Here is a 17,924-nt window from a genome sequence, read left to right as displayed (position 1 = left end):
TTGTCGCAGGCCGGTCTGTGTCAGGACGCGGCGAGGTGAATGCAGGCCGCGAAGTGATTGGGGCCGACAGGGCGCATTGGGGGTTCAATGGCGGAACATTCGGCGATGGCTTTCGGACACCGGGTCCGGAAAACGCAGCCGCTCGGTGGATCAACTGGGCTCGGCAGATCGCCAAGCAATCGAATGCGTTGCCGGGACTGTCCCTCACCAACAAGCGGGGCGGCCGACAAGAGTGCCTGCGTGTATGGATGTGCCGCTCTTTCATACAGGGCGGCTGCCGGCGCGCTTTCTACGATCTTTCCGAGATACATCACCAGCACGCGGTCGGCGATGAAGCGGACCACAGACAGGTCATGCGAAATGAAGAGCATGCCGACATCGAGCCGATCCCGAATGTCCAGCAGCAGATTGAGGATCTGTGCCTGAACTGAAAGGTCCAGGGCGGAGACAGGCTCGTCGGCAACGAGGAACTGCGGGCCTGCGGCAAGAGCACGCGCGATGCCGACACGTTGCCGCTGGCCTCCGCTGAGTGTGTGAGGATAGCGATCGGCGAACTCGCTTCTCAGTCCGACCTGCTGCAAGAGTTCTAAAATTCGGTCGCGCCGAGCCGTCCCTTTGGCCAAACCATGGATGACAAGGGCCTCGCCTACGAGATCGCCGATGGTCATGCGCTCGTTTATACTGTCATAGGGATCCTGGAAGATGATCTGCATGCGTCTGCGAAAGCGGCGAAGCTCACGCGCTGACAGACCCATCAGGTCAACGCCGTCGAACTTGATGCTGCCGGCGGAGGGTTCAACCAGCCTCAACAAACAGCGGCCGGTGGTCGTTTTGCCCGAACCTGATTCACCCACCAGCCCGACGATTTCACCTGGAAAAACCTGAAGCGACACGCCGGCCACTGCCTTCAGTGTTGCCGTCGGGCGCCCCAACAGCCCGCGTCGGACGGGGAAGCTCTTTTGAAGATTCGCTACTTCGAGCAGAGGCGACAAAGGGGTTGTCGCTTCAGAGGCTGCCACTTGATTTGTGTGAAGAACGTTCACGCGCACACCCCCAGGTTCATATCTTGAGCAATCTTGTGCCAGTGCAGGCAGCGGACGCGGCGGCCATCGCCGACCTCTGTCAGCTCCGGCAGCGTCTGAGCACAATCCGCCTTTGCTTCCTGGCAGCGAGGGTGGAACGCGCAACCAGTGGGCAGCGAGCGAGGATTGGGAACAGCGCCAGGGATTGCCGCAAGCCGATGGCCCTTCGCAAACTGCGGTAAAGAGCGCAGCAGGCCTTGGGTGTACGGCATGCGTGGCCGCGCCAGAAGGCTTTGCGTGTCGGCCTCCTCCACGACAAGGCCAGCGTAGAGGACAATGGCGCGGTGAGCGATTTCTGCCACAACGCCGAGATCGTGCGTGATGAACAGAACGGCCATGCCGGTGCGATGTTGAATGTCGGCAATCAGATCTAGAATTTGCGCCTGCACCGTGACGTCGAGCGCGGTCGTTGGCTCATCGCCAATCAAGAGCTTCGGTTGGCACGCCAAGGCGGCTGCAATCACCACCCGTTGGCGCATACCGCCCGAGAGTTCATGCGGATATTCTCCAAGACGGCGGCCCGGGTCGGGCATACCGACCATTTCCAGCATTTCGGCCGCCCGCTTCATCGCAGCGCGGCGGTCCAGCCGTTCGTGCTGTCGAATGACCTCGGCGATCTGTTCCCCGATGGTGTAGACCGGGTTGAGAGCGCTCAATGACTCCTGGAAGATCATGGCAATGTCCCTGCCACGCAACCGTCGCATACGTTTTTCGCTCGCTGTGACCAGGTCTTCGCCGCCGAACAAGACGCGCCCGCCCGAAATCCGGCCGCGGCCGGGCGGCAACAGGCGCAGCATCGACAAACCGATCGTTGATTTGCCTGAACCGGACTCACCAAGCAGGCCGAGTGTCTCGCCCGGTCGGATTTCGAACGAGACCCCGTTTACAGCGTGCACCGGTCCATGGCAGGTAAGGAACTGCGTGTGCAGTTCCTCCACCCGTAGAATGGCATCACGCCTGTCGTTCATTGCCCTGCCCCGACCGCGAAATTGCCCGGCCGGAAATCCATTACGTAGTTGGTGTAGGGCTGCCACTTGATGTCATGGCGCACCCCATAAAAGTCCGGCACGCGATAAAGGACGGTTCCAGGTGCTTGGTCCTCAAAATTGTCCAGCATCTTCTGGTAGAGAGAAAACCGCTCCTTTTTGTCGAGCGTCGTGGCCGCCTTACGGCCAAGCTCCTGAAACGCCTCATTGCCGTCCCAAAGCGCCGTGGTTGTCCAGCTCCACATAATCGTGACATTTGGATCGGGCAGATCAGCCCAGTCGGACAGGTTGCGAACCTCGATGCCGGGATCGTCGTTGGAGATTTCGTAGAAGTTCTCGTTGACTTGTACCTTTGCATTCACACCGATCTTCTGCCACATCGAGACAATCGCTTCGGCCGCGGCCAGGCCGTTGGTGTAATAGACGGGGCTTGTGATGAAATCGATCTCTTCACCTTTGTAACCGGATTGCGCAATAAGCTCTCGGGCACGCTCCGGATCGTATGCGAACTTGGGGCGTTCGGCGTTGTACAGGTCGCCCCATTCGGCATACTGATGGCTATGCAGCACCTCAGCCTTGCCATTCCAAAGTGCCTTTGAAAGCAGTTCACGATCGATCGCCAGGTTGAGACCCTGACGGAACCGCTTATCGGCCATCACCGGATTGGATGTCCGGTAGTTGAGCACCTGGCTGTTCGCCATTACGCTGCGAACGTCGCAGCAGCCCAGGGTCTCAATCGCCGGAATCTGATCCGGGGTTACATTGTTGATTATGCCGACTTCGCCGTTAGCCAGCGCCGTGATACGCGCTGACAAATCGGGTATCTCGCGGAATACCAGCTTGTCCGCTGGCGGCTTGCCTTGCCAGTATTGGGGAAAGGCTTCCAGAATGACGCGGTCGTCGTCGATGGACTGAACAAACCGGTAGGGACCGGCGCCTATCGGCTTCTGTCCGAAGGCATCAAAGCCGACCTTCTCGAAGTAGTCCTTCGGGACGATGCTGCTTGCGGGAAACGTCAGCATCATTTCGATTGTCGGATCGGGATTCTTTGTGACGATGCGAACCGTCAAGTCGTCGGGTGTTTCTACGCGGGCGATGTTCTCATACTGGAACTGGGATCGGCCGTACTGAGACTTCGGATCCAGGATGCGATCGAAAGTAAACTTTACGTCCTTGCTGGTCAGCGGGTCGCCATTGTGGAACGTGGAGCCTGCTCTGAGCTTCACTTCCAGCGTATGATCATCAACACGGCGCCAGCTCTCCGCCAAGGCCGGCACCAGCTCTCCACCGGTACCTTTACCATCAGCTTGGAAATCGCGGCGAATGAGAGTGTCGAATATAGCATTGCTGAGCGGTATGCCGGTGTTGCCGGTTTCAATTGCCGGGTCAAACAGCGGCCTCACCTCCTGCATGCCGACTATGAGATCTTCAGCGACTGCAAATTGGACGCTGGCAAGGCACATGCCGGCAGCTAGCATTGCAAAGCGGATTGGTCGTAACATCATCGTTTCCTTGGGTTGGGGTTGATAGTTTCGGGAGTGCCCCGATCGCTCTTGTTCAGGAACTGAGCCTTCGGTCGAACAGGTCGCGCAACCAGTCACCAAGCAGCGAGACGGCCATCGTTATCATCACGATGAAAGCGGTCGGGATCGCTGCCAGCCACCAGTTGGAAATCAGATAATTTCGGGCTTCTCCGAGCATGGCGCCGAGCGAAGTGTTCGGCGGCTGAATGCCGACGCCCAGAAAGGACAGCGCCGATTCCAGAATGACCACGGAGCTGAAATTAATCGTTGCGAGCACCGTGAGCGGCGAAACCAAGCCGGGCAGCACGTGCCGAAACGCCACTCTCAGCGGCGACGCTCCGAGTGCGCGGGCGGACTCGACAAAGGTTCGGCTTTTGATGACCAAGACTTGGGATCTTACGACCCGGGCATATTTGTCGTATTCGGAGATGCCCACAATAAGGATAAGCACCAGCGGACTTGATCCGGTCAACGCTACTGCTGCCAGCGCAAGAAGCGTGAGCGGCACAGACGCCTGGGCGTCGACCAGGAGCATGAACATGTTGTCGATGCGGCGGCCGGCCAAGCCACTGGCCAGACCAGCCAGACCCCCGGTCACCACTCCGACGATAACGCCTAGGGAGGCAATGATCAGCGTCGTACGCAGCGCAAAGAGCAGTCTCGACAATACGTCGCGGCCGAGATGGTCCGTGCCCAAAGGATGCGACCATGCGCCGCCTAGAAACACCGGGGGCTGGAGTCGCACCAAGAGGTCTTGGTCTCCGGATCCGTAAGGGGCCAATAGCGGCGCAAGAACGGCGACGAGACAGAGCATTACAATCGTGACCGCCGCCATCCGGATGAGCGCGGGCATCCGCCGGAAGTGATTCCATTGCAAGAGCGATTGCATGCGCTTGGAGAGAGCTATCAAGCGACTGCCTTCAGGGACGAGTTGGCCGTGCACGCTCATGACGCCCTCGCCTGGATTCTTGGATCAAGGAGGCCGCACCCGACATCGACAAAAACGTTGGCGATAATCACCGTCGCCGCGACGGCCAAGACCCCGAACTGCAACATGGGAAAGTCGCGCTGCATCACGGCCGCGACCAGCAGCCGGCCGGCCCCTGGCCACGCAAACACCACCTCCACCACGACCGCACCCCCAATGAGCGTGCCGACTTGCAGACCGATGACTGTCAACACCGGCAGCAATGCATTGCGCAGAGCGTGCTTGATGATCACCTTGGAAGGCGGCAGCCCCTTGGCGCGAACGAAGCGGATGTAGTCTTGACCGAGGACATCGAGAAGACTGCTACGCGTTAGCCGCGAGATGCTGGCAATACTCGCAATCCCCAACGTCAGAACTGGCAGGATGTAGTGCGGCCAGCTGCCGGTGCCCCCGCTCGGCAGCAACCGCAGCGTCAGGCTAAAGAGCAGGATGAACACAATTCCCAACACAAAATTGGGCACCGCTTGGCCTACGAAGGTCAGTGCCATCAGCCCTCGATCCACAGGACTGTTGGGCTTGACCGCAGCGATTGTGCCAATGGGAAGCCCGATGAGAATGGCCAGCAGCAGTGAAGGCAATGCGAGATTGAGTGTGGCCGGTAACCGCTCCAGATACATCTCGGTGACCATGCGGCCACTGAAGAAGCTGCGACCGAAATCGCCATGTGCAAGGCCGGATAGATAATCGACGTATTGCACCACAAGCGGGCGGTCGAGCCCCAGTTGTTGCCGCAGCACTTCGCGCTTCACCTCGGGAGTGTTGGGCGGCAATATATGGTAGGTCGGATCGCCACTCATTCTCGTGGCGATAAATACAACCGTCACGACGATCCAAAGCGTCAATGCGGCGCGAATGCTGCGTTGGAGCACGATGGTCATGTTCGAACCCGCCGCCGTCCCCGGGGCTCGACGCCGCTGCCTAGTGTGCCGCACTCCAGCGCAGTAATGCGCAGGAGCCAAGGCGAGGCCTCCCTCATCCATGATTGCGATGTTCTCATCTACTTAGAAACCCGTTGACCGTTCGTGGATGATAATGTGGTTTTGTTACCGTTTTTTGACAAAGATAAACAATCGATCTTGTCGTTCGAACGAAGGCAGCCTTAGCACCGACGAAACGGGCGTATTCGGGCACGCAAGTGACAAGGTCGTTTCATATGTGTATTGATGCTTCGCGCGAACGGAGAAAACAGCATGACCAATTTTGAACCGCAGAACGCGGTTGCGAATGAGATGCCGGCGGCGGGATCTGGCGAGCCAGCAGGCACAATCCTTGCGGCAAGTCGGCAGCGGCAGATCCTCGACCTTCTTGCAGAGCGTCAGGAGATCCAGGTGGGCACCCTGTCGAGCGAGCTACAGGTTTCAGTAGAAACCATCCGCCGCGACCTTAGAATGCTTGAGGAGGCGGGCAAGCTCAAACGGGTACATGGCGGCGCGGTGCTGCTACGGCCCAATGAGGAACTGCCCTATTCCACTCGGATCGAGTCGCTCCAGGGGGAAAAGGAGCGGATCGCTCAGACCTGCCTCGACCATCTCGATCTCCGCGAAGACCAGCTTGTATTCATTGGAGGGGGCTCTACAACCTTGCCTTTGGCGCGGATGCTGGCACGGGGTCCACGAATGCGTTTTGTGACCAATACCATTGATGTCGCCTATGCACTTGCGGCCACGGGCCAGCATGAGGTGGTTCTTACTGGAGGGCGATTGCTCGGCGACCACGAGTTGCTAGCGGGTTACGACACCTTGAACGCGGTCACGAGACGCCTCTTTGATCTGGTGGTGACCGGGACGAATGCGGTTGATGCGAAGCTTGGCTTCCTGGAGTATGAAGAGCCGGAGGCTCGCCTGCACGAGGCGCTCGCCCAACATTCACGCCGATATGTAATAGTCGCCGATCACACGAAATTCGGCAGATCGGCGAGCTACGCAGCGTTGCCGTTGAGCGCGGTCGAAATGGTTGTCACGGATTTGGCCCCGACCCCGGAGTATCAAGACGTGTTTGAAAAGGCGGGCGTGCGCGCCCAGTGGCCAGCGCTAGCTTAGAAAAATACAAAAACGCAGTGCGAGATTTTGTCGCAAAAATCAGGGCCGGCTGTCGATTTCAGAAGACGATTTCAGTAGTGACCAGAAGACGTCTTCAGTCGGTCAAGCAGACTGTTTTCCTACGGCGGCGCGCTTCGCCTTTCGTGCGTCTGTTCCGGCCCCGGTCCAACCAACGCGCTCCAGTGTGTCGATGAGTGTCGATCGCGGCACCTTGAAGCTGCGACATACCGAGGCCTTGCTGGCGCCTCCGTCAAGAGCTGCGATGATCTGTTCGATCTTCTCGGAGTCCAGTGAGGGTGGCCGACCACCTTTGCGCCCGCGCCGTCGGGCTGCTGCGAGCCCTGCGGTCACCCGCTCCGTTATCAGGGCCCGCTCGTATTGAGCAAGTGAGCCAAAGATGTTGAACAGAAACTCCCCATGCGGCGTGGTGGTATCCATTTGCTCGGTCAGCGAGCGGAAAGCGACGCCACGCTCCTTCATCTCGTCGACGATCCGGATCAGATGTGACAGGGAACGTCCGAGGCGATCGAGCTTCCACACCACCAGGACGTCGCCGGATCGAAGCTCCTTCATGCACGCCTTCAGCCCCGGACGATCGTCGCGAGCGCCGGAGGCTTTATCGTGATGGAGATGACGTTCATCGACACCGGCAGCGATGAGCGCATCGCGCTGCAGGTCGACCGACTGACGTTCGTCGGCGGACGAAACACGCATGTAGCCAATGAGCATGTACGGCAAACCTCGAATTGGACGTTTTCGTACACTGCCACAATCCGACAGGGTTTGTCGCGCAAAATAGCGGGTGGTTTGACGGTTACCTTCGACATTCACATCTCCTATTTTACGGCTCCGGCAGATCATCAAGGGAATGTGGGAGATTTCCTCGTAGTAGGGAGTCCGGTTCTTGCCCCACCAGTCATGCTCCGACAGCAGGAAACCGTGGTCGGTGGTGACGACGAGCGCGGTGTTCTCCCAAAGCCCGCCCTCGTCGAACGCATCGAGGAGTCTGCCGAACTGGTCGTCGCACATCGCGACCAGTGCCGCGTAGTTCGCCCTGATTTCCGCAATTTCCTCCGCGGAATTCGTGACCTTCTCGTAGAGGGGCCAATCCAGAATCTTCCCCGTGTAGCCAGTCTCGAAAAGCTTCTTGAACCGCTCCGGAGCATGGAACGGCTCATGAGGATCGAAGGTCTCGATCATCAAGAACCAGTTGTCGGCGTCCTTGTTTCCATCCAGGAACTCCAACCCGGCGGTGAAGCACTTTACACAAGGAAATTCCTCCTCGTCCTTGTAACGCTCTCGGTTCTTGATGTTGCTGAGGTGCTTCCATGCCTTCCAGGGCGTGTTTCCCCGGGTGACCGTCTTGGCGGTCTTGGGAATCCTCGACAACGGGTAGTGCCGGTCGTCGAACATCTCCCTGAAGCGCTCTAATGGCGGCTGGACCATGGCCACCCAGGTGTCGTCTTCCTGTCCACGGATGAATTCCCAGCTGTCGAAAGTGTTGATGTATCCGAACCCGCCTTCCTGAAAATAGTGTTGGTGGTCCGAGATCATGTGAGAATAGGTGCCGTGTTCCGACAGGATTTTCGGGAACGAGTTGTCGAACGGCTCCAGCGGACCCCAGGAGCGGTGCATGAAGGTCAGCCGACCGGTGTGGAGGTCGCGCCGGGCGGGCATGCATGGCAGCCCGCCGACATAGTGGCGGTCGAACGTGATCCCGCGTTTCGCGAAACGGTTGAAATTCGGCGTCGGGATGCCCTGCCCGCCGTAGCACTCCAGCGCCAGGCGGTTCAGCGAGTCAAAGAGGACAAAGACAGTTCGCACGCACAGCTCCATCAAGGGAGGTCAGCCGACCAGGCTGCCTCGTTTTTCCTTGCGGGTAACGATGAAACAATGGCGAAGCGATGTATAATGAATTAGTCGGACCTCTGCGATCGCCTTTTGGAATGAGTTTCTCGGAGGATTCGAGCGACCCGAATTCATCCTTGGCATGGCAGTGATGAAGGCAGGAGCATATCTGGAGGAATGGAATGGATCGCAGTATCCGCGCGTTCATCGCTATCGCGAAGCACGGCAATGTAACGGTCGCAGCCCGCGACATCGGTATGGCGCAGTCGTCTCTGACCAAGAAACTACGGCAGATCGAGATCGAGTTCGGGGCACCCCTGTTCGAACGCCTGCCTCGCGGCATGCGGCTTACGAACTACGGACAAGCCCTCTATCGGTACGCCATCGAGATCGACAGATCGTACAGCCAAGCGAAGGAGGAGATCGTTGCGATCAGGACCGGACAAATCGACCTGCTCCGGATTGGCACCGGTCCGAGCTTCAGCCTGCTGTACATGTCGCGTGTTCTCGATCAACTGAGGTCGGAATTCCCGAAAACGCGGCTTATTCTCTCGAGTCCGGCGAACTCCGCTTACAATGCAAGATTGCTCGCGGGGGATCTCGATGTCGTCGTCGGCCGGATCGAAGCCGAACACCTTTCCGAGAAGATCACCACGACGAGGTTGGCAACGTTCGAGCACTGCCTTGTCATTGGGGACACGAAGGGAATCGCTCACGACCCGCCGACCGCCGCCGACCTCCTGGATTTCGCCTGGATAGGGTACAGCGAGAGCATCGAGCCCGACGCCGCCCTGACCAACTTCTTCCACGCCTATGGATTGGAACCTCCACCGCTCGCGGTGTCGACGAGTTCCTTCAATACTGCCTTGCAACTGGTCGCCGCGGGAAAATACGCGATGATCGTGCCCAACCAATTCCAGCCAATCGTCGAAGCCTCGGGTGCCGTCGCCTATCCGATCAAGACGCCTCTTCATGCCTATGAGGTAGGAGTGTCTGTGCGAAGCTCCACGGTTCGCTATCCGATTGTCAAGCGGCTGACGGAAATCCTGAAGATCGAACTGGCCCGTGGGTCTAAGCTCTAGTGGAACGCCGAGAGACGAGTTGTAACCCTCGCTATAGATGCCCGCGCGAGCTTGCCGATTACAGACCGTCAGCGGCTCATTGGCGAAGGTTTAGGTATTCTTCTTCCTGCGTGGGATCAACGGTTGCCAGATGTCACCGTTCACGTCGCCTTTGTATAACGGTCACAGGTTGTTAGCTAACTCGCCGCGTGGATGGTGTGCTATAGCGCGACAATCAATCAGGATGAGACGCCGTCGCCATGCTGATCCACCTCATCTGATTTGCTCCGCACCCGAGTTTCTCCCGGTGTTCGTGATCGCATTAACCGCGCGGTACGCGAAAACGATGCCCGGTCCGATCGTGATCCCCGCTCCAGGGTAGAGCCCCCGCATCAACGATGTCGCATCGTTGCCGCAAGCATAGAGCCCATCGATTGGTGCCGCGTCGACGTTAAGAACACGGCCGGATGTGTCGGTAGCAAGTCCCGTAGCGGTTCCCAGTGTCGCGGGTACGATCTGCAACGCGACGAACGGTCCGGTGGCGATCGGCCCGAGATTCGGATTGACCTTTCCCACCGAGGGATCGCCGAGCATTCTGTTGAAAACCGAGGCTCCACGACCGAAATAGGGGTCCACTCCGCTTTTGGCATGAATGTTATGCTCTTCTACCGTTTTCTCGAGCGCCATGGGGTCCAGGCCGATCTTCCCGGCAAGCTCCGCGACGCTGGCTCCGACTTGGATGTAACCGGCCCGTTCGTACTGTTTCGTGCCCATCGTCCAAGGCCAGGGAAGCATGTGACCCATGCCGCGCTTTTTCAGGAACTCGTGGTCGCAGATGAAATAGAACCTCTTGTCCGCCGGGTAGCCGTTCTGGAACATCGCCAGGCAGATGTCGTGATAGGAATTCGATTCGACTTGCCATGGTTACACAATCACGCAGGAACGTTTTGAAACTAATGGGAGCGGCGAGCCTCTTGCCTATGCTTTGCCAGCGCTGGGACAGCAGGAAGGGGGGTCTGATAGCAGCGGCTGACGGAAAATATCGGATCAGGTCGCTGCCAAAGCGCGGTAGACGCTGGCACGGCCAATCCTCAGTGTCCGTGCGATCTCTGCCGGCCCAACACCTTCGGCTTTCAGCCTGTGAATCTCTTCCGCGTCGTCGGCCGCCGACCCTTGTAGATGCCCCGCGCCTTCGCTGCCGCGATCCCCTCCATCTGCCGTTCCCGGCGTAAGTTCGTCTCGAACTCCGCAAATACCGCCAACATGTCGCCCACTCGAACACGTCCTGAAACAAGTGCCTGTGCAGCGCCTGCAGATGGCTCGTGTCGAATGTGGGCTCGGGGCCAAGACCGCTTTGCAGTTCGAGCAACCGGATTGCGATCAGCGGATGCTCAGCGGCTTCAAGCGCATCGTGTGTTTCGGCCCCGACTTTGTTTTTGAGGGTGATGCCGTCGGCAAGCGTAAACGACATATCTACCTGATGCCGAGGATGGCCTTAACGCGGGGCATCATTTCGGCAAGTTCGATCTCACCGGCAATGAAAGCATCAAAGACCGGCTGGCAGGCCCGATTCGGCCGCAAGCCCTCGATGGCGTTCGACCGAAAGGCGCTGCGCACCATCTTGCGGCGGCGCTCCATTTCCTCCGGGGTGATGGCGGGGGCCTTGGGTTTGACTGCGAGTGCCATGGAATTCCTCCTGCTATGCGGCGGCTTTGAGGGTAAAATCTGCCTCGATCTCGTTGTAAGGCACAAACACCTTGCCTTCATCGTCCTTCTCGATGATGCCCCAATCGATCAGGACCGAGACATCCTCGTGAACCCGCTTGATCCCTCGGTTGAGGGAGCGGCCAAGTCCGCGAATGCTGGTCGGGCCGATTTTCTGCAATTGCTCAATCAATTCCCAACGCTTGGGCGATATGATGGTGAATAGTTGCGCAGGCGAACTGAAGGTGAGAACGGCAACAGGGTCTTGCTGGTTTCCACTTTCCCATGCGTCAAAGAACTGATCCGCCATCGCTGTAATTGCAGCCATTTCGTCAGCTTCATGCCGTATCTGGATCACTGCTCGGGTCATGGCTTCAACCTCCTTTGGACTTCCGCAAGAAAGTCCTTCTTGAGTTTCTGTGTGTTCACGAACGTATAGCGAAATTCCTTGCCATCGAGGTGGCAATGATCGCCCTTGCCCCGTTCATTGTCGAACCCGACGATACGTTCGCCATTTCTGCCGAAAAACAGGCGGTATTTGTACAAATGGTTGCTGCCGGGAACCGGTTGCGGGACTTTCCAGACAACCATTTCGATGACCGCGCCATCTGCTAGAATACTCTTGAGATATTCGATTTTCTCGGCCTTCATGCTGTCCTTTATGACATCAATATGCATCGCTGTCAATTACGACAACAGCCTGATCAGAAAATCAGGCCGATGCGCTCCCATATGGTCGGTTCGTTTTTCTGACCGGCCTCGGCCAGCATGGTATGACATCGGTGGGTTTCAGGCCCCGGACCTCGTATCCCCGGCTGCGGGCTTCCTCGATCAAGGATTCCATGGTTGGAAACTCCTCAAGGCAGGTTCCAAGCCAGAGTTCCGGTTCGTCAAAATCGGACTCCTTGTCAAAGAAGCCTTGCAGAAAGAAGGTCCGCAACGGCCTCGTCATCGGTGCGGCCCTCATTGATCATGGTGAGGTAGAAGCGGCTCATGCCGTGATCCCTCCGTTTCGCCGGGCTTCCTCGGCATATTTGCCTAGCGTCATTGTCGCCTGAAAGCTCGTATCCCGGTCGGCCTTGAGGGCAAAGGGACCAACGACCGAATGCAATTCCTCGAGAGCGACATTCCCTAATTCCGGAAACCCGAAACCAAGATCGCACAAACCGAAGACAAAGTCGGGATCGTATTCTGTCAGCAACCAAGTGGCTCGGCCTGTCGGCATGAAGAGTTTCACAACCGGCTTGTAATCAACCGGCGCACTTCCCTCTTCCGAGCGGGCGGCATTTGTGCGGTAGTTCTCTACCATCTGTGCAAGTTGTTCATTGGTGATGAGGTCAGACATCTGGTTTTCTCCTGTTTCACGCGAAGCGGTCTTCCTGTCCCGCAAGGGGCAGGAGCCCCGCTCCTGCTCCCGAGCAGTCGGCGATCCGACCGGAGAGAGAGGGGGCATGGCGAAAACCGGAGGGGGATCACCCGCCCGAAGGGACAGGGCGAGGTCCGCTGAAGGCAAATCCTCACCCTGGTCCTGCACAAGGGAGAGTTCGCCGGCGACGCCGGCGGGTTCGAGCGCGGAAGGACGGGGAGACCGTTTTTGCCTGTTGCTGGGGAGAGACGGCCGCACGTCTTTCCCCCCAAGACAGATAGAGTGCTTGCGTAGCAAGCGCCGCCTTCATCACCTTGAGCAAAACGGCCTTTTCGGACGTTATCGAATCATGGCGAAGCAAGGATCAATCAGAAAGCCCCATAGAACCGATGTCAAGCCGCTCGCCAGTAGCCCGGCGGGGCGTCACTGCATGCGCGGTTCGAGTAGGTGCCGGTATCCGACTTTGCTCATCCAGCGGGCACGCGCGAGATGTGTATCATGGATGCGTTTTGCGCGAACAGGATCGGCATCTGCATCAATGCCAAATATGATCTCGACCGCCTCGCGCCAGTCGGCGCCGTCTGCGTCGGCATCGAGCAGACGCAGATAGGTCACGAAATGTACCTCGTCGTAGTCATTCACTCTTTCTGTCAAAGGCGGGCCGTCTTCCCGCAAAGGCTTGCTCATCATCGATTTTGGAGTGATTGGCGACTTCAGTCATAATACGGCTCCCCGGCAAAACGGCAAGCCGCGTATGATGCCACTCGTCTGATCAGCCCGAGCCGCTCGCAGAGTTCGCCGGCGTCGCCGGCGGGCTCGAGCGTTGAAGGGCGGCCGACCGTTTTTGCCTGTTGCGCGGGAGAGACCGGCGGGCGCGCTCCCCCGCTGATCATACGGAGTTGGCGCGAAGCGCCACCGCTGTAGAAGTAGACAGTCGTGGGTATCTGACGGACGGTCCCGCCGATGTCCGGATTCAAATATCCTGACGTCCCATTGCATATGCTACACACTTTCCATATATGTACTACACATTGGGAGCTACACAGATGGTCTTGAACATTCGAAACAGTGAAGCCGACGGTCTGGCGCGCAAGCTTGCCGATCTCGATGGCACGAGTATCACCGAGGCCGTCATTGTTGCACTGAAAGAGACGATCCAGGCCCGCCGCCGCAAGGAAGCGCCAAGTGAGGCTGCCCGTCGCATCCTCGAAAAACGGGGGCTGTCCTTTGCAGCCGGCCGGAAGCCGGTTTCTCCCGCCGCTTATCACGATCTTGATCATGACCTCAGTGGCGGCGACGAATAATGTTCGTTGACGCATGCGCGATCGTATCCATGATGGCAGGCGAGGCAACGGCTGCGGCTCATGAAGCCGCTTTGCTGGAAGCCATTACCCCGGTGACCTCAACGCTTGCAGCTTGGGAAGCGATAATCGTTCTGTCTCGGCCGGACCAGCTCAATTGCCGCTACAGTGAGGCAGAGGGCGCAGTCGTTGAATGGCTTGAAGACCGCAACATCAAACTTCGCGATCCGGCTGTTCCTCGGCGCGTACTCTCCTATGCCGTGGCCGTCGCTGAACAGCACGGTATTGGCAAGCGTTACCTAAGCAATTTCGACTGTTTTCATTATGCCTATGCCAAGGCGATGCGGCAGCCGCTTCTCACACTTGATCAACTGTTGCGCAATACCGACGTAGAGACCAAGCCATAAGCAGCCTAATTATGCGTCAGTCTGGCCGTAACCCGCATGGGCCGAAACGGGCGTGCCGGGAGCCTTGACGAAGCAGGCAGAGGACGGGCTTGCGGAGCTGAAGACCGGAAGCGCCGATGCGCAGGCTGGCGAGGGGTGCGGATGGTTCGGGGAGCCGGTGAAACCGGCGAGTAGGACAGCGGTGCCGAAGGCAGACGCCCAAATGTGGCTTTCACTTCGCAATTTCAAACGCGTTTAGTCTGACCGCTCATCGGATAGCGCACGGCGGCAGCGCGATTCTATTGAGGCATGAACACCTTGCCGAGCTTCCCGGCCGTCGGCATTGCGGACCCAAGGACTGATGCCGGTGTCCGCATTCACCGTGCGATCGGTTGGACTTCGACCGTCACGTGCGATAGTTCGCGGATGTTTTCCAGGATCGGCACCGTCCTGCGACAGGAAACCATGTGAATGGCTGGCAAACCGGTTCCCCCGCAACCGGCATCGATGATGAGGACCTGGCGCCGCGCGCGAAGCAACTGCAGGGCCGCGGCCATTCCGGCGTGGCCGCCCCCGATGATGATCACTCCAAAACGCATCAACTGGATCCTTTCAGTCTGGGACTGCTCGATTCCGGTTGCTGACAGCGCCGGCCACATCCTCCCTCATTACCTCTGCGATGGCCCGGTGGATGCGGATCGTCTCGATCTTCTCACCCGGCCGCATGATGCCGATCACGGTCTCGATGTCGGGACAGCCATCATCGCGACAGGCGAGCTCGGTGATCGACACGACGACAGCATCGTCCAGCTTACAAAGCTCGCGCACCCATGCCTTGATCTGCCGGCTCTTCTCCGGCAGCGCGCGGCGCGGCGCGAACGGGTTCGCGAGACGATTCATTCTTGTTGTGGCTCCGCGATCCGCAAAGGTTCCGTCATGAATGCGTTGATGGCTTATGCGCTCAGCGCGGTGACGTAATCCGGTTCGGCCCGGCACTTCAGGAAGCCGTCCTCAATAATGTCCTTCGGCAGGTTGCGGCCGATGAAGACAAGCCGGCTTATGCGCTTCTCGCCCTTCTTCCATGGCCGCTGGTGTTCGCCTTCGAGCAGCATGTGAACGGCCTGAACCACGAAGCGATCGTCGTCGTCCTTGAAGGAGAGGATACCTTTCATGCGCAGGATATCCATGCCGAAACGCTGGGTGATCATTTGCACCCAAGGCAGGAATTTTCTCGGATCGAGCGGCTGCTCGGTCACAAGCGATAAACTGGTCACATGGTCGTCATGTTCGTGGTCGTGATCGCCATCGAGGAAATCCGGCTCGAATTCGAGGACACGGTCGAGGTCGAAGGCGCCGCGATTGAGCACCTGATCAAGCGGCACGTCGCAACGCGTGGACTGCCTGATTGTCGCCGTCGGGTTGATCTTGCGGATGCGCGCCTCGACGGCGGCCAGTTCCTCGACCGTCACCAGATCGGTCTTGTTGAGGATGACGATGTCGGCGAAGGCAAGCTGTTCCTGCGCCTCGTGGGCGTGATCGATCTCGCCCAGCAGATGCTTGGCGTCCACCACGGTGACGATGGCGTCGAGCTTCGTTTTTTGACGAACGTCATCGTCCATGAAGAAGGTCTGTGCGACCGGTGCCGGGTCGGCGAGGCCAGTCGTCTCGATGAGGATGGCGTCGAAGCGATCCTTGCGCCGCATTAGCCCCTCGATGATGCGGATAAGATCACCGCGAACCGTGCAGCAGATGCAGCCATTGTTCATCTCGAACACTTCTTCATCGGCATCGACGATCAGATCGTTGTCGATGCCGACTTCGCCGAACTCGTTGACGATGACGGCGTACTTTTTGCCGTGCTGCTCCGACAGGATGCGATTCAAGAGCGTCGTCTTGCCGGCGCCGAGATAGCCGGTGAGGACCGTGACGGGCGTCTGTTCAGCAGGTTGGGTGGACATGGTCGTCTCCTGTTGTTCGTTGTGGTCAGTTGGTCAGGGCGCGCGCCAATTGGGTCGCCCCTGACCTGAAGGTTTCTGCAACAGCCGAGGCGAGTTGCCTCAGCGCCCGTCCTGCCTTGATCGGCTTGCCGTCAAGGGCGGCTTCAAAGAGCTGCCGCACCGGCTCCGGGTCGATGCCGTCGGTGATGAAAACGAGGCGGGTGTGGCGATCTGCGCTCGGCCAGCCGTCGAGGATTGCCGGTGGGTAGACGACGTGCTGGACCGCATGAATGACGCGGGGGCGTTCCGGCTCATCGCGGTCGTGCACAAGACCCTTGACCCTGAGTAGTCGAGGTCCCGCGGACATCGACAGCAGGCCAAGAAACGCCTGGAATGCGTCTCGTCCGATCGGCAACTCGCGGGTGACCGCAAAGGTGCGGATTCGTCCCCCGTGACGCGCGAACGGCGATGCTCCCGGCTTGGCGGTCCCATTCGAACTGTGACCGCCATCACCGCGGATGGCTTCCTCGAGCGCCAACCAGCCGATCACGTCATCGCCGAGCGATGCGGGTGCATAAACGCGTCGCTGAAAGAGCGCGGCTGGATCGAATACGGCCTGGTGGGAGTTGTCGATCGGCGCAGCGGGATTGAGCGCAGCCAGCCGTGCCCTGAGGCTCTCGATATCCCGGAGCGAGGCCGGATCGCGCGCCAGATCGGACTTGGTCAGGACGATGCGGTCGGCGAAAGCGATCTGCTTGGCCGCCTCAAAATGGTTTTCGATCGACAGTTCGCCCGTGACGATGTCGACGAGGGTGACGACGCCTGCGAGCTCGAAATTTCGCGCGACGAGATGATCGCGCAGACCAAAGGCCGGGGAGCCGCCCGGCATGAGCTGGTTCACGAGTGGTGCGGGATCGGCGAGCCCGGTGGTTTCGACGATGACGCGGTCGAAAAAGATTTCGCCGCGAGTCGCCAAAATGTGGAGCTCGTGCAAGGTCGACCTGACGTCGCTGCCGATCGTGCAGCAGAGGCATCCTGTCGTCGTGCGGGTGATCTGCGTCTTGCCGACGCGCACGAGGTCGTGGTCGAGCGCGACGTCGCCGAACTCGTTGATGATGACGGCCGTGTCGCAAAAGGCCGGATCGGCGAGCAGCCGATTCAGAAGAGTCGACTTTCCGGCGCCGAGAAAACCGGTCAACACGAAGACCGGTGTCTTATCCATGGGCGCAGGTCTCGCACAGGCCCGACAGTTCGACCGTGGTCGCCATGGTGCGAAAGCCTTCCCTCCTGGCAAGCCGGCGCAACACGCGCTCCAGCGCATGATCGTGGAACTCCTCGGCCCGCCCGCACTTCGTACAGATCGCAAAGGTCGCATGACCGTCTGTGCCGCACTCGGCGCGCGTGCAAAGCGCGAAGGCGCTGAGGCTCTCGATCTTGTGGGCGGTGCCGTCCTCGATGAGTTGTTCCAGGGCGCGATAGACCTGGAGTGGAGAGCGCAGCCCGTCCTCACGCAGAAGCTCGAGGAGTTCGTACGCGCTCATCGGCTTTTGTGCTTGCTCCAACGCCTCGCGCACGAGCTGACGATTCCGGCCGTGTCGCCGGTTCGAAGCTTCCCTAGGGGTGGTGACTGCAGCATCCATCGTCGTTACAATATAACATTATCAATTGACGAATGTAATAACATAACGTATTCCACCGTCAAG

The 17,924-nt window shown here is 58.9% G+C and carries 20 protein-coding genes and 2 pseudogenes; 4 read left to right on the top strand and 18 right to left on the bottom strand.

The window, feature by feature from the left end; genetic code table 11:
- Positions 1-20: 20 nt before the first annotated feature.
- Genes BLM14_RS26450 through BLM14_RS26430 form a run of 5 tightly spaced genes read right to left on the bottom strand, consistent with a single transcriptional unit; the run spans position 21 to position 5,457 of the window.
- Positions 21-1,043: an ABC transporter ATP-binding protein gene (locus BLM14_RS26450; RefSeq protein WP_100003408.1), complete on the bottom strand. Its 1,023-nt coding sequence runs from the start codon at positions 1,041-1,043 to the stop codon at positions 21-23.
- Complete coding sequence (locus BLM14_RS26445; RefSeq protein ID WP_100003061.1) at positions 1,040-2,050, bottom strand: ABC transporter ATP-binding protein; 1,011 nt, start codon at positions 2,048-2,050, stop codon at positions 1,040-1,042. Before BLM14_RS26445 ends, BLM14_RS26450 begins: the two co-directional genes overlap by 4 nt.
- Complete coding sequence (locus BLM14_RS26440; RefSeq protein ID WP_237143706.1) at positions 2,047-3,570, bottom strand: ABC transporter substrate-binding protein; 1,524 nt, start codon at positions 3,568-3,570, stop codon at positions 2,047-2,049. The genes BLM14_RS26445 and BLM14_RS26440 overlap by 4 nt, the downstream gene beginning before the upstream one ends.
- A gap of 55 nt (positions 3,571-3,625) precedes the next feature.
- Positions 3,626-4,540: an ABC transporter permease gene (locus BLM14_RS26435; protein ID WP_100003059.1), complete on the bottom strand. Its 915-nt coding sequence runs from the start codon at positions 4,538-4,540 to the stop codon at positions 3,626-3,628.
- The gene (locus BLM14_RS26430; RefSeq protein WP_100003058.1) at positions 4,537-5,457 is read right to left on the bottom strand and encodes an ABC transporter permease; all 921 of its coding nucleotides are present in this window, start codon (positions 5,455-5,457) and stop codon (positions 4,537-4,539) included. Before BLM14_RS26430 ends, BLM14_RS26435 begins: the two co-directional genes overlap by 4 nt.
- Positions 5,458-5,769: 312 nt before the next feature.
- On the opposite strand from BLM14_RS26430, the gene BLM14_RS26425 reads away from it, so the two are divergent.
- Positions 5,770-6,618 (top strand): DeoR/GlpR family DNA-binding transcription regulator, encoded by an 849-nt coding sequence (locus BLM14_RS26425; RefSeq protein ID WP_162293258.1) that lies wholly within the window; start codon positions 5,770-5,772, stop codon positions 6,616-6,618.
- 102 nt (positions 6,619-6,720) lie between these two features.
- On the opposite strand, the gene BLM14_RS32180 is transcribed toward BLM14_RS26425, so the two are convergent.
- Positions 6,721-8,442: a recombinase family protein gene (locus tag BLM14_RS32180; protein ID WP_237143716.1), complete on the bottom strand. Its 1,722-nt coding sequence runs from the start codon at positions 8,440-8,442 to the stop codon at positions 6,721-6,723.
- A gap of 206 nt (positions 8,443-8,648) precedes the next feature.
- On the opposite strand from BLM14_RS32180, the gene BLM14_RS26410 reads away from it, so the two are divergent.
- The gene (locus BLM14_RS26410) at positions 8,649-9,548 is read left to right on the top strand and encodes a LysR family transcriptional regulator (RefSeq protein ID WP_100003056.1); all 900 of its coding nucleotides are present in this window, start codon (positions 8,649-8,651) and stop codon (positions 9,546-9,548) included.
- 252 nt (positions 9,549-9,800) lie between these two features.
- Here BLM14_RS26410 and BLM14_RS26405 read toward each other — a convergent pair whose 3' ends face one another.
- From BLM14_RS26405 to BLM14_RS26375, 7 genes and pseudogenes are all read right to left on the bottom strand, one after another.
- On the bottom strand, positions 9,801-10,406 hold the full coding sequence (locus BLM14_RS26405; protein ID WP_100003055.1) for an FAD-binding protein: 606 nt from the start codon (positions 10,404-10,406) through the stop codon (positions 9,801-9,803).
- Positions 10,407-10,574: 168 nt separating this feature from the next.
- A pseudogene (locus BLM14_RS26400) lies at positions 10,575-10,795 on the bottom strand (recombinase family protein); the annotation flags it as partial.
- 205 nt (positions 10,796-11,000) lie between these two features.
- On the bottom strand, positions 11,001-11,213 hold the full coding sequence (locus tag BLM14_RS26395) for an antitoxin VbhA family protein (protein WP_100003054.1): 213 nt from the start codon (positions 11,211-11,213) through the stop codon (positions 11,001-11,003).
- A 13-nt stretch (positions 11,214-11,226) separates the two neighbouring features.
- Positions 11,227-11,601 (bottom strand): HVO_A0114 family putative DNA-binding protein, encoded by a 375-nt coding sequence (locus tag BLM14_RS26390; protein ID WP_100003053.1) that lies wholly within the window; start codon positions 11,599-11,601, stop codon positions 11,227-11,229.
- Positions 11,598-11,882 carry a toxin-antitoxin system TumE family protein gene (locus BLM14_RS26385; RefSeq protein ID WP_100003406.1) on the bottom strand — a complete coding sequence of 95 codons (285 nt, stop codon included), beginning with the start codon at positions 11,880-11,882 and terminating at the stop codon, positions 11,598-11,600. The genes BLM14_RS26390 and BLM14_RS26385 overlap by 4 nt, the downstream gene beginning before the upstream one ends.
- Positions 11,883-12,222: 340 nt before the next feature.
- Positions 12,223-12,576, bottom strand: coding sequence for a DUF2958 domain-containing protein (locus BLM14_RS26380; RefSeq protein WP_100003052.1), 354 nt, complete (start codon positions 12,574-12,576; stop codon positions 12,223-12,225).
- Between the two features lie 444 nt (positions 12,577-13,020).
- Positions 13,021-13,284 carry a DNA -binding domain-containing protein gene (locus BLM14_RS26375; RefSeq protein WP_100003405.1) on the bottom strand — a complete coding sequence of 88 codons (264 nt, stop codon included), beginning with the start codon at positions 13,282-13,284 and terminating at the stop codon, positions 13,021-13,023.
- 359 nt (positions 13,285-13,643) lie between these two features.
- Here BLM14_RS26375 and BLM14_RS26365 point away from each other — a divergent pair, with 359 nt between their 5' ends.
- Both BLM14_RS26365 and BLM14_RS26360 read left to right on the top strand, forming a co-directional pair.
- Complete coding sequence (locus BLM14_RS26365; RefSeq protein WP_162293257.1) at positions 13,644-13,901, top strand: type II toxin-antitoxin system VapB family antitoxin; 258 nt, start codon at positions 13,644-13,646, stop codon at positions 13,899-13,901.
- Positions 13,901-14,305 (top strand): type II toxin-antitoxin system VapC family toxin, encoded by a 405-nt coding sequence (locus BLM14_RS26360; RefSeq protein ID WP_100003050.1) that lies wholly within the window; start codon positions 13,901-13,903, stop codon positions 14,303-14,305. The genes BLM14_RS26365 and BLM14_RS26360 overlap by 1 nt, the downstream gene beginning before the upstream one ends.
- Before the next feature lie 408 nt (positions 14,306-14,713).
- Here BLM14_RS26360 and BLM14_RS26350 read toward each other — a convergent pair.
- The 5 genes and pseudogenes from BLM14_RS26350 to BLM14_RS26330 form a co-directional block, all read right to left on the bottom strand.
- Positions 14,714-14,883 (bottom strand): annotated as a pseudogene (locus BLM14_RS26350) (FAD-dependent oxidoreductase); the annotation flags it as partial.
- 13 nt (positions 14,884-14,896) lie between these two features.
- The gene (locus BLM14_RS26345; RefSeq protein ID WP_100003048.1) at positions 14,897-15,184 is read right to left on the bottom strand and encodes a nitrate reductase; all 288 of its coding nucleotides are present in this window, start codon (positions 15,182-15,184) and stop codon (positions 14,897-14,899) included.
- 53 nt (positions 15,185-15,237) lie between these two features.
- Complete coding sequence (locus BLM14_RS26340; protein ID WP_100003047.1) at positions 15,238-16,242, bottom strand: CobW family GTP-binding protein; 1,005 nt, start codon at positions 16,240-16,242, stop codon at positions 15,238-15,240.
- Positions 16,243-16,267: 25 nt separating this feature from the next.
- Positions 16,268-17,443 carry a CobW family GTP-binding protein gene (locus BLM14_RS26335; protein WP_100003046.1) on the bottom strand — a complete coding sequence of 392 codons (1,176 nt, stop codon included), beginning with the start codon at positions 17,441-17,443 and terminating at the stop codon, positions 16,268-16,270.
- The gene (locus BLM14_RS26330; RefSeq protein WP_237143705.1) at positions 17,436-17,795 is read right to left on the bottom strand and encodes a Fur family transcriptional regulator; all 360 of its coding nucleotides are present in this window, start codon (positions 17,793-17,795) and stop codon (positions 17,436-17,438) included. The genes BLM14_RS26335 and BLM14_RS26330 overlap by 8 nt, the downstream gene beginning before the upstream one ends.
- Between the last annotated feature and the right edge of the window lie 129 nt (positions 17,796-17,924).

Source organism: Phyllobacterium zundukense, assembly GCF_002764115.1.
GTDB classification, from domain to species: domain Bacteria; phylum Pseudomonadota; class Alphaproteobacteria; order Rhizobiales; family Rhizobiaceae; genus Phyllobacterium; species Phyllobacterium zundukense.
Note: the sequence above shows the minus strand (reverse complement) of the source record. Positions and strands in the feature narration are given on the sequence as shown.

What these genes read in the sequence shown, in the direction of transcription:
- BLM14_RS26445 (WP_100003061.1), bottom strand. Translation starts at nt 2,050, where the DNA reads ATGAACGACAGGCGTGATGCCATTCTACGGGTGGAGGAACTGCACACG.
- BLM14_RS26440 (WP_237143706.1), bottom strand. Translation starts at nt 3,570, where the DNA reads ATGTTACGACCAATCCGCTTTGCAATGCTAGCTGCCGGCATGTGCCTT.
- BLM14_RS26435 (WP_100003059.1), bottom strand. Translation starts at nt 4,540, where the DNA reads ATGAGCGTGCACGGCCAACTCGTCCCTGAAGGCAGTCGCTTGATAGCT.
- BLM14_RS26430 (WP_100003058.1), bottom strand. Translation starts at nt 5,457, where the DNA reads ATGACCATCGTGCTCCAACGCAGCATTCGCGCCGCATTGACGCTTTGG.
- BLM14_RS26425 (WP_162293258.1), top strand. Translation starts at nt 5,770, where the DNA reads ATGACCAATTTTGAACCGCAGAACGCGGTTGCGAATGAGATGCCGGCG.
- BLM14_RS26410 (WP_100003056.1), top strand. Translation starts at nt 8,649, where the DNA reads ATGGATCGCAGTATCCGCGCGTTCATCGCTATCGCGAAGCACGGCAAT.
- BLM14_RS26405 (WP_100003055.1), bottom strand. Translation starts at nt 10,406, where the DNA reads ATGTTCCAGAACGGCTACCCGGCGGACAAGAGGTTCTATTTCATCTGC.
- BLM14_RS26395 (WP_100003054.1), bottom strand. Translation starts at nt 11,213, where the DNA reads ATGGCACTCGCAGTCAAACCCAAGGCCCCCGCCATCACCCCGGAGGAA.
- BLM14_RS26390 (WP_100003053.1), bottom strand. Translation starts at nt 11,601, where the DNA reads ATGACCCGAGCAGTGATCCAGATACGGCATGAAGCTGACGAAATGGCT.
- BLM14_RS26385 (WP_100003406.1), bottom strand. Translation starts at nt 11,882, where the DNA reads ATGAAGGCCGAGAAAATCGAATATCTCAAGAGTATTCTAGCAGATGGC.
- BLM14_RS26380 (WP_100003052.1), bottom strand. Translation starts at nt 12,576, where the DNA reads ATGTCTGACCTCATCACCAATGAACAACTTGCACAGATGGTAGAGAAC.
- BLM14_RS26375 (WP_100003405.1), bottom strand. Translation starts at nt 13,284, where the DNA reads ATGAGCAAGCCTTTGCGGGAAGACGGCCCGCCTTTGACAGAAAGAGTG.
- BLM14_RS26365 (WP_162293257.1), top strand. Translation starts at nt 13,644, where the DNA reads ATGGTCTTGAACATTCGAAACAGTGAAGCCGACGGTCTGGCGCGCAAG.
- BLM14_RS26360 (WP_100003050.1), top strand. Translation starts at nt 13,901, where the DNA reads ATGTTCGTTGACGCATGCGCGATCGTATCCATGATGGCAGGCGAGGCA.
- BLM14_RS26345 (WP_100003048.1), bottom strand. Translation starts at nt 15,184, where the DNA reads ATGAATCGTCTCGCGAACCCGTTCGCGCCGCGCCGCGCGCTGCCGGAG.
- BLM14_RS26340 (WP_100003047.1), bottom strand. Translation starts at nt 16,242, where the DNA reads ATGTCCACCCAACCTGCTGAACAGACGCCCGTCACGGTCCTCACCGGC.
- BLM14_RS26335 (WP_100003046.1), bottom strand. Translation starts at nt 17,443, where the DNA reads ATGGATAAGACACCGGTCTTCGTGTTGACCGGTTTTCTCGGCGCCGGA.